The organism is Candidatus Dormiibacterota bacterium, assembly GCA_035635555.1.
Taxonomy (GTDB): domain Bacteria; phylum Acidobacteriota; class Polarisedimenticolia; order Gp22-AA2; family Gp22-AA2; genus Gp22-AA3.
This window is the reverse complement of record DASQAT010000046.1, coordinates 278,455-290,349: the sequence shown is the minus strand read 5'-3', so window position 1 is coordinate 290,349 and position 11,895 is coordinate 278,455. Positions and strand designations below refer to the sequence as shown.

Annotated in this window: 13 protein-coding genes and 2 tRNA genes; 3 read left to right on the top strand and 12 right to left on the bottom strand. The window is 68.7% G+C overall.

What is annotated here, in order from left to right:
* Positions 1 to 3 precede the first annotated feature (3 nt).
* The 5 genes from VEW47_13990 to VEW47_13970 form a co-directional block, all read right to left on the bottom strand.
* The gene (locus VEW47_13990; protein ID HYS06292.1) at positions 4 to 1,335 is read right to left on the bottom strand and encodes an amidohydrolase; all 1,332 of its coding nucleotides are present in this window, start codon (positions 1,333 to 1,335) and stop codon (positions 4 to 6) included.
* Positions 1,335 to 1,847 carry an adenine phosphoribosyltransferase gene (locus VEW47_13985; GenBank protein HYS06291.1) on the bottom strand — a complete coding sequence of 171 codons (513 nt, stop codon included), beginning with the start codon at positions 1,845 to 1,847 and terminating at the stop codon, positions 1,335 to 1,337. Before VEW47_13985 ends, VEW47_13990 begins: the two co-directional genes overlap by 1 nt.
* A 21-nt stretch (positions 1,848 to 1,868) precedes the next feature.
* Complete coding sequence (locus tag VEW47_13980) at positions 1,869 to 2,141, bottom strand: acylphosphatase (GenBank protein ID HYS06290.1); 273 nt, start codon at positions 2,139 to 2,141, stop codon at positions 1,869 to 1,871.
* Between the two features lie 13 nt (positions 2,142 to 2,154).
* Positions 2,155 to 2,231 (bottom strand) — tRNA-Pro (locus VEW47_13975).
* 48 nt (positions 2,232 to 2,279) lie between these two features.
* Entirely contained in the window at positions 2,280 to 3,005 is a 726-nt protein-coding gene (locus VEW47_13970) for an MBL fold metallo-hydrolase (protein HYS06289.1), read from the bottom strand.
* 104 nt (positions 3,006 to 3,109) lie between these two features.
* Here VEW47_13970 and VEW47_13965 point away from each other — a divergent pair, with 104 nt between their 5' ends.
* Together VEW47_13965 and VEW47_13960 are read left to right on the top strand one after the other, a co-directional pair.
* The gene (locus tag VEW47_13965; protein ID HYS06288.1) at positions 3,110 to 3,565 is read left to right on the top strand and encodes a MaoC family dehydratase; all 456 of its coding nucleotides are present in this window, start codon (positions 3,110 to 3,112) and stop codon (positions 3,563 to 3,565) included.
* Positions 3,562 to 4,524 carry a CoA ester lyase gene (locus tag VEW47_13960; protein HYS06287.1) on the top strand — a complete coding sequence of 321 codons (963 nt, stop codon included), beginning with the start codon at positions 3,562 to 3,564 and terminating at the stop codon, positions 4,522 to 4,524. Before VEW47_13965 ends, VEW47_13960 begins: the two co-directional genes overlap by 4 nt.
* On the opposite strand, the gene VEW47_13955 is transcribed toward VEW47_13960, so the two are convergent.
* From VEW47_13955 to VEW47_13925, 7 genes are all read right to left on the bottom strand, one after another.
* Positions 4,521 to 5,075: a biotin/lipoyl-containing protein gene (locus tag VEW47_13955; GenBank protein ID HYS06286.1), complete on the bottom strand. Its 555-nt coding sequence runs from the start codon at positions 5,073 to 5,075 to the stop codon at positions 4,521 to 4,523. The genes VEW47_13960 and VEW47_13955 overlap by 4 nt on opposite strands.
* A complete protein-coding gene (locus tag VEW47_13950; GenBank protein HYS06285.1) occupies positions 5,036 to 6,565 on the bottom strand; it encodes an acetyl-CoA carboxylase biotin carboxylase subunit in 1,530 nt (509 codons plus the stop codon). Before VEW47_13950 ends, VEW47_13955 begins: the two co-directional genes overlap by 40 nt.
* A 4-nt stretch (positions 6,566 to 6,569) precedes the next feature.
* Positions 6,570 to 8,180, bottom strand: coding sequence for a carboxyl transferase domain-containing protein (locus VEW47_13945; GenBank protein HYS06284.1), 1,611 nt, complete (start codon positions 8,178 to 8,180; stop codon positions 6,570 to 6,572).
* Between the two features lie 84 nt (positions 8,181 to 8,264).
* Positions 8,265 to 9,398: an HRDC domain-containing protein gene (locus VEW47_13940; GenBank protein HYS06283.1), complete on the bottom strand. Its 1,134-nt coding sequence runs from the start codon at positions 9,396 to 9,398 to the stop codon at positions 8,265 to 8,267.
* On the bottom strand, positions 9,398 to 10,030 hold the full coding sequence (locus VEW47_13935; GenBank protein HYS06282.1) for a DedA family protein: 633 nt from the start codon (positions 10,028 to 10,030) through the stop codon (positions 9,398 to 9,400). The genes VEW47_13940 and VEW47_13935 overlap by 1 nt, the downstream gene beginning before the upstream one ends.
* Before the next feature lie 14 nt (positions 10,031 to 10,044).
* The gene (gene surE / locus VEW47_13930; protein HYS06281.1) at positions 10,045 to 10,803 is read right to left on the bottom strand and encodes a 5'/3'-nucleotidase SurE; all 759 of its coding nucleotides are present in this window, start codon (positions 10,801 to 10,803) and stop codon (positions 10,045 to 10,047) included.
* A gap of 112 nt (positions 10,804 to 10,915) precedes the next feature.
* Positions 10,916 to 10,992, bottom strand: a tRNA-Pro gene (locus tag VEW47_13925).
* Positions 10,993 to 11,254: 262 nt separating this feature from the next.
* On the opposite strand from VEW47_13925, the gene VEW47_13920 reads away from it, so the two are divergent.
* Positions 11,255 to 11,875: a YfiR family protein gene (locus VEW47_13920; protein ID HYS06280.1), complete on the top strand. Its 621-nt coding sequence runs from the start codon at positions 11,255 to 11,257 to the stop codon at positions 11,873 to 11,875.
* Positions 11,876 to 11,895: the final 20 nt, after the last annotated feature.

Below are 11,895 nucleotides of genomic sequence, written 5' to 3'. Positions count from 1 at the left end.
GATTCAGCGCGCCTGCAGCAGCCCGAGGACGGCCACGAGCGCCGCTCGCACGCCGGAGCGGATGGAGCCTTCCCGTTCCGGAGCGTACTGCGATGAGTGCAGAGACGGCAGCGGCTTGCCGTCGGGGCGGGTACTCTCGTCGATGCGTTCGCGCGGGATCGTCCCGAGGTTGAACATGAAGATCGGGATCCGCTCGCGGCCGTAATAGGTGAAGTCCTCCGATCCCATGACCGGCGGGACCTCGACGACCCGGTCGTCGCCGAAGGCCTTCTTCAGCTCCGCCACGGTGCGCCGGACCAGATCGGGATCGTTGACCGTCGCCGGGGTGCTCTCGCCGATCGCGATGTCGGGCGGCTTCGGCGCCCCCGCCCCCTGCGCCTCCGCCAGGACGTTGCGGCGAATCCCGTCCAGGAGCCTTCTCCGCGTCTCCTCGGTGTAGGAGCGGACGGTCAGCTGCAGATCGACCGTGTCGGGAATGATGTTGTGTTTCGTCCCCCCATGGATCGATCCGACCGTCACGACTGCCGCCTCGATCGGGTCGATCTCCCGCGCCACGATCGTCTGCAGGGCCATGACGATGCGGGCCGCGATCACGATCGGATCGACGGTCTTGTGCGGCGACGCACCGTGCCCCCCGAGACCGTAGACCCGGATGTCCACGCTGTCGACGTTGGCGAACGCCGGCCCGGCGCGGTAGCCGATGACCCCCACCGCCAGGTCCGCTTTCACGTGCAGGGCCAGGATGACGTCCGGACGCGGGAAACGGGTGAACAGGCCATCCTTGATCATCGCCTGGGCACCCATCACCCTCTCTTCCGCCGGCTGTCCGATCAGGATCGCCGTCCCCGACCAGCGTGCCTGAAACATCTTGAGCCCCCGTGCCAGTCCGACGAGCGTGGTCATATGGATGTCGTGCCCGCAGGCGTGCATGACCGGGACCTGTCGGCCGGTATCGTCGGTCGTCGTGACCGCGCTGGCGTAGGGAAGACCGGTCTCCTCCTTGACCGGCAGCGCGTCGAGGTCGGAGCGCCACATCACCGTCGGTCCCTTGCCGTTCCGCAGCACGGCGACGACTCCGTTCCCTCCGACCCCCGTGCTCACCTCGAAGCCGGCCGCCTTCAGCTCGGAGGCGATCCGCGCGGCCGTCTCCTGCTCGTGCAGGGACAGTTCGGGATGGACATGAAGGTCCCGGTACAGAGAGTCGAGGGAGGTGTACTCCTTGTCGATGAACGAATCGACGGCCGGCGCCGAAACACCCGCGGCGTGGACCGGTGCGAGGGACAGGAGCATGCAGGCGAGAAGGGACAGGCGCCGCAGGCCTCGGGAGGCAGGCATCAGTACTGGATCAGGCTGACGACGTCCATCCCCGGCAGACGGGCGCGTCCCTCGAGAAAGGCCAGCTCGACGAGGAAACCGGATCCGAGGACGATGCCCTCCAGGCGCTTCACGAGCCTGTGCGCCGCCGAGGCGGTGCCCCCAGTCGCCAGGAGATCGTCGACGATCAGCACCCTTTCCCCCGGGCGGATCGCATCGACGTGGATCTCGAGACGATCCTTGCCGTACTCGAGCTCGTATTCCTCCACCACCGTCCGCCACGGGAGCTTTCCCGGCTTCCGCACGGGCACGAATCCCGCCCCGAGACCCAGCGCGATGGCGGGCGCGAAGATGTAGCCGCGCGATTCGATGCCGACGACCTTGTCGATGCCGCGATCCTTGAACCGATCGGCGAGAGCGTTGAGGGCGTAGTGCAGGGCATCCTTGTCGCCCAGGAGAGGGGTGATGTCCTTGAAGACGATTCCCTTCTTGGGAAAATCCGGCACGTCGCGGATGTATGTCCTGAGGTCCATGCCGCCCTCTTCACGCCACGGTCAATGGCGGATCTCGAACCCGTCCATCTCGTTGTCCAGCGCCGACTCCGAAGCGGCGGCGTTGTCCACCAGCGCCCCCGCCGGCCCCCGCCGCAGGACCTCCTGGAACTCCCGGAGAGCGTCCTCCGTTCCCGCGGCCACGACTTCGACCCGGCCGTCGGGAAGATTGCGAACGTAACCGTGGATCCCGAGGCTCCTGGCCGCGCGCGCGGTGAAGAATCGGTATCCGACACCCTGCACGATACCGCTGACCAGGAACCGGGTGGCTTTCATCGTGAGAAGAGAATGGTCGGGGCGAGTGGATTTGAACCACCGACCCCCTGGTCCCGAACCAGGTGCGCTACCAGGCTGCGCTACGCCCCGACGGCTCAGCAAAGGAGAGCGGATTCTATGCGAGTGGCCGGAGGCCGGTCAAGGAGCGTCCGGGAGGACCACGCGGCTGCCGGGCACCAGAGCGTCCTGCCCGTCGTCGAAGCGGACCCAGGCCTTGGTTCCGCCGTCGTAGTCGCGCGCCAGGACGACCAGGCGGGCGGGATGGCCGAGGGCCGTGCAACGACCCTCCCCTTCCGCGTCCCGTCCCGTCAGCACGCGGATGAACGGGTTCCCGGCGCGCTCCGACCCGACGCTGGTCGGGCCGGCGTGTCCCGGATGGATGCGAGTCCCGTCCGGGAGGGAAAGAATCCGCAGGACCGCGCGGCGCGCATCCTCGAAGCCGCTGGCGCCGGCGCCGACGGTCCCCCCGAGCGACCCGGCGAACAGGCAGTCTCCGGTGAACAGACCGACATCCTCGAGGAGATATCCGGCGTGCCCCGCGGTGTGGCCCGGAAGCGGCACGACGCGAACGGTCAGGCCGCCCCAGGAGCTCTCCCCTTCCGGCTCGAGGGCCAGGGCGGAGGGGACGTGCGGAGTCTCGGGAGCGAGCGCGTACACCGGCGCCCCGGTCCGGCGTCCCAGCTCGGCGTGCCCCTGGATGTGATCCAGGTGGCGGTGCGTGGTCAGGATCGCCGCCACTTTCAGACGGTGACGCTCGATCGCCTGGAACAGGGGACGAAGCGGCGCGCCGCTGTCGACGATGACGGCGGTGCCCCCGTCCCGGTCCGCCACGAGGTAGGCGTTCGACAGCCATCCGGGATCCATGGATCGCTCGAGGATCATCCCGCGAAGTCTATACCCTGAATCACGGCGGGGACGCCGCGTGCCACTTGACGCACCCTCGCCTTGCGGGTAGCCTCAACCGCATCATGCCCGGCAAGCATTTCGACGATCTCGCCACCGGTCAGGTCCACCGGCACACGACCGGCCGGACGATCACCGAGTCCGACAACACGCTGTTCTGCGCGCTGACCATGAACACTCAGCCGCTGCACCTCAACCAGGACTTCGCGGCGAAAAGCGAGTTCGGCCAGAGGATCGTCAACGGGATCTTCACCCTCGGACTGGTCGTCGGTCTGACGGTCTCCGATCTCACGGAGGGGACGATTGTCGCGAACCTCAGCTACGACCGCGTGGTCCACCCTCGTCCCGTCTTCCTCGGCGACACTCTTTACGCCGAGTCGGAGATCCTCGAGACACGACCGTCGGCATCGAAGCCGGACCGTGGCATCGTCCGTCTGCGTCACCGCGGCCTGAATCAGCGCGGCGAGGTCGTGATCGAGGTGGACCGCACGGTGCTCTTCCTGCGGCGACCATCGCCGTGAGGCGCCCGGGACACCGGGCCGCCCGGCGATCCGGGCGGATCCCGCGGTCCGCCCCGGTCGTGGGGATCAGGCCCCGCCGCCGCGCCCTCCTGTTCTGTCCCGCCACCGATCGGAGGAAGCTCGAAAAGGCGGCGACCCTCGGGGCGGACGGCCTGATCATCGACCTCGAGGACGGGGTGGCGCGATCGCGCAAGGCCGAGGCTCGCGCGGCGGCGGCGCGCGCGCTCACGGAACTGGACTTCGGCCGGACCGAGCGCCTGGTGCGGGTGAATCCCCCCGGCTCCGGACAGGAGGACGACGTGCGGGCGACCGCGGGGGGCCGCCGGCCGCCGGACGGCTATGTCCTCCCCAAGGTCGATTCGGCTGCTCAGATCAAGGCGTTCGCCCGGTTGCTTCTGGGTGTCGAACGGCGGGCCCGGCTGCCGCCGGGGAGGATACGCATCCTGGCCATCATCGAGTCGGCGCTCGGGATCGTCAACCTCGCGTCGATCGCCGCGAGCGATCCGCGGCTGGACGCCCTGCTGTTCGGAGCGGAGGACCTGTGCGGCGACATGGGGGCCGTGCGGACGCGCGAAGGACGCGAGGTCGCGTTCGCGCGCTCCGCCGTGGCGATCCACGCGGCCGCGCGACGCCTTCAGGCGATCGACACCCCTTTTGTCGATCTGAAGGATATCCAGGGGCTGGTTGCCGAAACGCGCGAGGCGCTCAGCCTCGGATACACCGGCAAGATGGCCATCCATCCGGGACAGGTCGAGCCGATCCAGGAGACGCTGACGCCGCTCCCGCAGGAGGTCGAAGAGGCCCGGCGCCTGATCGACGAGCACGAACGACAGCAGGAGAAGGGGACGGGGGTGTTCGCCCTGGAAGGGCGGATGGTCGACATGCCGATGGTGCGCGCGGCCCGGGCCGTCCTGGCGAGGGCGGGCGCCGCCACGGAGGCTCGCGGTCGCCGATCCTAGGAACCTGCGCCGGCGTCAGGCTCCGGATCGATCTCGACCAGGACGCGGCTGCGCTCGACCACGTCCCCCGGCGCGCACGACACCGCCCGCACGCGGCCGGCGAATGGGGCGACCACCTTCATCTCCATCTTCATGGCCTCGAGAACCACGAGAGGCGCCCCGGCGTCGACGCGTTCGCCCGGTCTCACCAGGACAGCCGCCACCTGACCGTCCATGACGGCCGTCAGACGTCCGTCGAGGCCGCCGGCGACGCGTCCGCCCGCGCGCGGTCTCGCGGACCGCACGAGGGTCACCGGGTCGGCATCGTCGATCTTGACGATCAGGCGGTCGCCGTCCCTGACGACGATCGCCGCAACCGTGCGGCCGTCGATGCGAAGCTGAAACGACGGGTCGTCCGAGCGGATCAGCGCGACATCGAATGATCGATCGTCAACGCTCGCCCGAAACCCGCCGTTTCGCGTTTCGATGCGCACCGCCCTGATCGCCTCTCCCAGGCTGTAGCGCAGGAGCATCACGGCGCTCCCGTCCGGAAGCCGTCGCCGCGATCCCACGGGCTGTGGGAGTCCTCCTCCTCGTTCTCCAGGGGGGCGTCGAACCTCGCCGAATCCGACCGCGCGCGGAGGACGTCGACGACCGCCGCGACGACGAGCGCGTCGTCGGTCGGGGGGGTCCCCGCGGGACGCCACGAGGCCAGCTCCCGCTCGGTGAACGTCGTGGTCGCTTCGCCCTTCTGGAACAGGGGGTGCGCCAGAATCGCCCTCAGATACGCGATGTTGGTCTCGACCCCGAGGATCGCCGTCCTGCCGAGCGCCTCCCGCATGCGCTCGAGGGCCGCCGGCCTGTCCGGCGCCTGGACGATGATCTTCGCGACCAGGGAGTCGTAATACGGAGTCACGCGGTCGCCGGTCGCCAGGCCCGCGTCCACGCGGATGCCGGGGCCGGACGGAAAAGACGCGTGCAGAACCCTGCCGCTGCACGGAGCGAACTCGCGCGCCGGATCCTCGGCGTTCACGCGGCACTCGATCGCGTGCCCGCGCCGCGTGACCCCCTCCTGACGCACGGGGAGCGGTTCGCCGGAAGCGATGCGGATCTGCGCCTGCACCAGGTCGACTCCCGTGACCATCTCCGTGACCGGATGCTCCACCTGGATACGCGTGTTCATCTCGAGAAAAAAATACCGGTGGCCGCGGTCGACGAGAAATTCGATCGTCCCGGCGTTGACGTAGCCGCAGGCGCGCGCCGCGGTGACCGCGGATCGCGCCATCTCGGCGCGCTGTCCCTCGTCCAGGAGCGGTGAAGGCGACTCTTCGACGATCTTCTGGAAACGCCTCTGGATCGAGCACTCGCGCTCGAACAGATGGATGCACTCCCCGTGCGCGTCCGCCAGAATCTGCACCTCGACGTGACGGGCCTGGTCGACGACTCTCTCCAGGAACAAACGGGCATCGCCGAACGCCTTGAGCGACTCGCGCCGGGCGCTTGCGACGGCCGCCTCCAGGTCGTCGGGCGTGGCGACGACCCGCATGCCCCGGCCGCCGCCCCCGGCGGCCGCCTTCACGAGGACCGGATAGCCGATGCGATCCGCTTCGCGACGGAGCACGGTGGCCTCCTCCTCACCTGTCCCTTCCCAGCCGGGGATCACCGGAACGCCCGCCGCCGCCATGGCGCGCCGCGCGGCCATCTTGTCGCCCATCAGCTTCAGGGAGGCCGGACCCGGTCCGACGAAGATGAGACCGGCTCGCTCCACCGCCTCGGCGAACTCGGCGCTCTGCGCGAGGAAGCCATAGCCCGGATGGATCGCCTCGCAGCGGAAGTCGCGGGCCGCCGAGATCAGCCGATCCATGCGGAGATAACTCTCGGCCGCCGGCGCCGGACCGATCGGGACGGTCGTCGCAGCGACACGCGTGTGCAGGGCGCCGCGGTCGGCCTCGCTGGCGACGGCGACCGGCAGGATGCCGAGCTCGCGGCAGGCGCGCGCGATCCGCACGGCGATCTCGCCGCGGTTGGCGATCAGGAGCCGGGTGATAGGGCGGGACGGCACCGGATCACATCCGGAACACGCCGAAGCGCGTCGCCTCGATCGGGGCGTTCAGGCAGGCCGACAGGGCCAGCCCCAGAACGCGCCGGGTCTCCGGCGGGTCGAGGATGCCGTCGTCCCACAGGCGCGCCGTCGAATAATACGGACTCCCCTCGCGCTCGTAGCTGTCCAGGATCGGTTGCTGGAAGGTTCCGGCTTCCGCGGTCGAGAGCGGGGCCTCCCCCCGGCGGGCCCGCTGCTCCTTCTGTACGGTGAGGAGCACACTCGCGGCCTGCTCCTTCCCCATCACGCTGATGCGGGCGTTCGGCCACATGAAGAGGAAGCGGGGGTCGTAGGCCCGCCCGCACATCCCATAGTTCCCGGCACCGAACGACCCGCCCAGGATGACGGTGATCTTGGGGACGGCGGCGTTGGCGACGGCGTGCACGAGCTTCGCGCCGTCCTTGGCGATACCGCCCTCCTCGTACTCCTTCCCCACCATGAAGCCGGTGATGTTCTGCAGGAACAGGATCGGGATGCCACGCGCGGCGCACAGCTCGATGAAGTGCGTCCCCTTGAGGGCGCTCTCGCTGAACAGCACGCCGTTGTTCGCCAGTATCCCGACCGGGTACCCCTCGATGCGCGCGAAACCGCACACCAGCGTGGTGCCGTACAGCGCCTTGAACTCCCGGAAGCGGCTTCCGTCCACCATGCGGGCGATCACCTCGCGCGCGTCGTAGATCTCCCGGAGACTGCGCGGCACGATGCCGTAAATCTCGCGGGGATCGAAGATCGGCTCCTCGGGGGGGGCGACCTCGAGCGTCACGCGCTTCTTCCGGTTCAGGGTGGCGACGATCTGCCGCGCCCGGTCGAGCGCGTCCTCGTCGTCGAGCGCGTAGTGATCGGCGACACCGGACTTGCGCGCGTGCACGTCCGCCCCGCCGAGCTCCTCGGCCGTCACCTCACGGCCCGTGGCCGCCTTCACCAGGGGCGGCCCGCCCAGGAAGATCGTGCCGGTGCCCTTCACGATGATCGTCTCGTCGCTCATGGCCGGGACGTAGGCGCCGCCGGCGGTGCAGGACCCCATGACGACGGCGATCTGGGGAACGCCCAGGGCGCTCATGCGCGCCTGGTTGAAGAAGATGCGGCCGAAGTGCTCGCGGTCGGGAAACACGTCAGCCTGCAGCGGCAGGAACGCGCCGCCCGAATCGACCAGGTACAGGCAGGGCAGGCGGTTCTCCGCGGCGATGCTCTGGGCCCGCAAGTGTTTCTTGACCGTCATCGGGTAGTAGGTCCCACCCTTCACGGTCGCGTCGTTGGCGACGATGAGGCATTCGCGACCCGACACGCGTCCGATGCCCGTGACGATGCCGGCCGATGGGGCCTCATCGTCGTACATCCCGTGCGCCGCGAGCGGCGAGAGCTCGAGGAAGGGCGACCCGGGATCGAGGAGCCTTTCGATCCGATCGCGGACGAAAAGCTTGTTCTGCTGCCGGTGCCTGTCGTGCGCCGGAGCGTCGCCGCCGCGGCGGACCCGCGCGAGGTGGCTCTTCAGCTCGTCGGCGAGGGCCGTGTTGAATTCCGCGTTCGCCCGGAAGGCGGGATCATCGGTGCGGATTTTCGATTCGATCGGGACCATACCGGCCCGGAATCTTACAGGCAGGCAGGTGCGGGCGCAACCGCCGGGCCTCGTCCGGTCCCGGCTTCGAGCCGCGGAGCGCGCTCAGCCCAGCAGCCGGTGCGCCTCGGGGCGGATCAGACCGACCCTCCAGGCCCGCAGCCCCGGGATCTCCTCGGGCCGGTCGAGAGCCCCGGGACCGGCGGCGGCGAGGGCCTCGAGAGTGGATTGCGGACACAGGACCCCCGGATCCAGACCGAGCTCGGAGGCGCGCGTCTTGCGCCATTCACGCAGACGCTCCAGGCGGGCCTGGGATGCCGCCGACTTCCTGCGCGGGCGGCCGCGCGGCGGCACCGGGCGGTCCGCCTCGGGCACCTCGAGCCCCGCCTGGACGGCCTGAAGGATATCGGTCCCGATCCGGCGCCGCACGAGCGGGGTGACGCCCCGCACGCCGTTCAGATCGGAGGACTCGACCGGCCGCTTCTTCGCGAGCGCCAGGAGCGTCTCGTCGGAAAGAATCCGGAACTGCGACAGATCGGCCTCGCCGGCCCGCCGGTCGCGCATGGCGTACAGCTCGCGCAGCACCGCCGCCTCCTGGGACGGGAGATCGCGGGCCCCCTTGATGGTCCAGAACATTTCCGGGTCGAACACGCGCGGTTCCCAGGCGCGGCGCGCGACCAGCGCGAACTCTTCCTCCGCCCAGGAGAGCCGCCCGACGGTCTTGAGCTCGTCCATCAGGACCTGGCTCAGGCGAATCAGGTGCCGGACGTCTTCCGCCGCATAGGCCTTCTGGCGCTCCGTGAGTGGACGATGCGACCAGTCGTCGCGCTGCGATCCCTTGTCGAGCTTCTCGCCGAAGTAGGCGAGGAGGAGGCTGGCCAGGCCGATCCCGGTCTTTCCCAGAAGCTGCGACGCGATCATCGTGTCGAACACGGGCTCCATGTGGAAGCCGAAGTCCCGACGAAGATACAGGACATCCTGCTCGGCGGCGTGCAGAACCTTGACGGTGCGGCGCGAGCCGAGGACCTCCCCCAGCGGTTCGAGACGCTTCAGCGCCAGAGGATCGACGAGATAGACCGCCTCCCCGTCCGAGACCTGGATGAGGCAGCACTTGTGGTGGTAGTGGTAGAAGGAATCGGCTTCCGTGTCGACCGCCAGGGACGTCGCCCTCGACAAGGGCTCGGCCATGCGCTCCAGATCCCGTTCGCTGTCGACCCATACGTAGGACGCGTGGACCATCAGCTCCGCGCCTCGGGTGCGACGCGCGCCGCCAGGTGACGTTTCACCCACCAGACGACGCCGAGAACGAGAACGGCTCCGACGACCAGATCGAATTTCCGGAACTCGGACTCGAGCGCGTGCCAGCGCTCGCCCAGCGCGCACCCGACGTAGGCGAGGGCGTAGCAGAACGGGTAGGAGCCGAGGAACGTGTACACCGTGAACCGGACGAGCGGCATGCGCGCAAGTCCTGCGGGGAGGGAGATGAAGGTGCGGACCACCGGCATGAGGCGGCTGAAGAAGATGATGGGGCTGCCGTACCGGTTGAAGAGCCTCTCGGCGAGATCGAGATCGTGCCGCGAGATCAGAACGTACCGGCCGTATTTCAGGACGAAGGCCCGCCCTCCCCAGGCCGCGATCGCGTAGGCCGCCCAGGAGCCGAGTACGCACCCGGAGGCCCCCCAGAAGGCCGCGCCGTGCAGGGTGAATTCACCGCGGAACACGAGATACCCCGAGAACGGCATGATGATCTCGGACGGGAGAGGGATGGCGGCGCTCTCGACGGCCATCATCAGAAAAACCCCGAAGTAACCCAGGCTGCTGATGGCGGCGGTGATGAACGCCGCGACCCATTTCAGGACATCGGTGACCAAGCGGCTCGGCTCTCCTAGATGTCGAGATTCCAGCGGCGGACCAGGTCCATCACCTTGTAGTGGGTCAGGTCCAGGTGCAGCGGAGTGACGGAGACGAACCCGTCGGCGAGCGCCCTGAAGTCGCTCTCGGGCTCGTCCTCCCAGTCCGCCGACTGACCGCCGATCCAGTAGTAGGCCCGTCCCTTCGGGTCGATGCGCTCGATGACCCCCCCCGGGTAGATCCGCCGGCCCTGCCGGGTGATGCGCACTCCGCGCGGCGGCTGCCTGGGAACGTTGACGTTGAGCAGCGTGTCGGTAGGCATGCCGCGCTCCAGGATCTCCTGCGCCAGGACGCGCGCGAAACGGGCCGCCGCCTCGAAACTGATCGGGGCGTCCCTCCCGATCTCCTGCGAAATCGCGAACGACGGGAGCGACATCAACGTCGCCTCGAATGCGGCGGAGACCGTGCCCGAGTAGGTGATGTCGTCGCCCAGGTTGTATCCGCGGTTGATGCCGCTCACGACCAGCCGCGGGCGCCCCTCCTCCTTCAGGATCGTGTGGATCCCCAGGTAGACGCAGTCGGTCGGCGTCCCCTGCACGACGAAGTGACGCGGACCGCGCCTTTGAAATCGAAGCGGGTGATTCAGAGTGAGGGCGTGCCCCTGCCCGCTCTGCTCGCGGTCGGGAGCGATCACCCAGACGGCGCCCATCGGCGCGAGGCTCTCCTCCAACGCTTTCAGCCCCTCCGTCCCGTACCCGTCGTCATTGGTGATCAGGATGCTCAAGGGCTGCATGGGTCCCGCGACTTCTGGGACGACCCTCCCCTGAAGAATCGTCCCGGAGCGGCAAGGACCACGGCGCACGCGGCCCGTGCCCCGCTCCGGAAGCCGCCGGCTTGAACTGGATTGGTCGGGGCGACTGGATTTGAACCAGCGACCACCTGCACCCCAAGCAGGTGCGCTACCAGGCTGCGCTACGCCCCGAAATGTCCGCTGGGCCGTCCGTCACGTCCGCCCGGGACGGCGCCCCAAAGAATCGCCATTCTAGGTGTTGCGACGCGAGCGCGTCAAGCAAGCACGGACACGGTTGCCGCTGTTGCCCCACACGGGACGCGCACGCCCTGGCCGGGTGGGCCCCCGGGCGCCTCGGACTGGTCAGGGGACTTCCGTTGCCTATATTTGAGCATGGCGTGGCGTGGATACAGATCCGTGATCGCGGGACCCGCTCGACGAGCAGGGGTCGTGCATGACCGTGGAATGTCCTGGCCATCCCCGACGGTACAGCCGCTCGATCGGCCGCGCCCCGCGCCTCGTGCCGGCGGTTCTCTGCGCTCTGGCCCTGGCATTCCTGCAGCGCGCCGTCGCGCAGGAAAGCGCTTCCCCACTCGAATATCAGGTCAAGGCCGCTTTTCTCTTCAATTTCGCCAAGTTTGTCGAATGGCCCTCTGACAATCCGCGGGACGCGGAGGACGGCTTCGTGATCTGCGTGTTCGAGGACGAGAGCCTGGCGCAGGCGCTCGACCAGGCCGTCAGCGGCAAGACGGTGGAAGGGCGCGTCTTCCGTGTCCGGCGTCTTCAGAACCTGGACGACACCAGGTCCTGCAGGATGCTCTACCTGGGCGGAAGCGACACATCACGGCTCGTAGCACTCCTCAAGTCGGTCCGGACGACCGCCGTTCTGACCGTCGGAAATGCGCCGGGCTTCACGCGACAAGGCGGCATCATCAACTTCATCATGCAGGACAACCGCGTACGCTTCGAGATCAATCCCGAGGCCGCCGACCGGGCCGGTCTCCGGATCAGCTCGAAGCTCCTGCAGCTCGCGACGATCGTGCGCGACGCAGCGAACCTCGAGCACGAACGATGAATGTCACGATACCGGAGGGG

Coding starts and splice junctions, on each gene's coding strand:
- VEW47_13990 (HYS06292.1), bottom strand. CDS start 1,335: ATGCCTGCCTCCCGAGGCCTGCGGCGCCTGTCCCTTCTCGCCTGCATG.
- VEW47_13985 (HYS06291.1), bottom strand. CDS start 1,847: ATGGACCTCAGGACATACATCCGCGACGTGCCGGATTTTCCCAAGAAG.
- VEW47_13980 (HYS06290.1), bottom strand. CDS start 2,141: ATGAAAGCCACCCGGTTCCTGGTCAGCGGTATCGTGCAGGGTGTCGGA.
- VEW47_13970 (HYS06289.1), bottom strand. CDS start 3,005: ATGGATCCCGGATGGCTGTCGAACGCCTACCTCGTGGCGGACCGGGAC.
- VEW47_13965 (HYS06288.1), top strand. CDS start 3,110: ATGCCCGGCAAGCATTTCGACGATCTCGCCACCGGTCAGGTCCACCGG.
- VEW47_13945 (HYS06284.1), bottom strand. CDS start 8,180: ATGGTCCCGATCGAATCGAAAATCCGCACCGATGATCCCGCCTTCCGG.
- VEW47_13940 (HYS06283.1), bottom strand. CDS start 9,398: ATGGTCCACGCGTCCTACGTATGGGTCGACAGCGAACGGGATCTGGAG.
- surE (HYS06281.1), bottom strand. CDS start 10,803: ATGCAGCCCTTGAGCATCCTGATCACCAATGACGACGGGTACGGGACG.
- VEW47_13920 (HYS06280.1), top strand. CDS start 11,255: ATGACCGTGGAATGTCCTGGCCATCCCCGACGGTACAGCCGCTCGATC.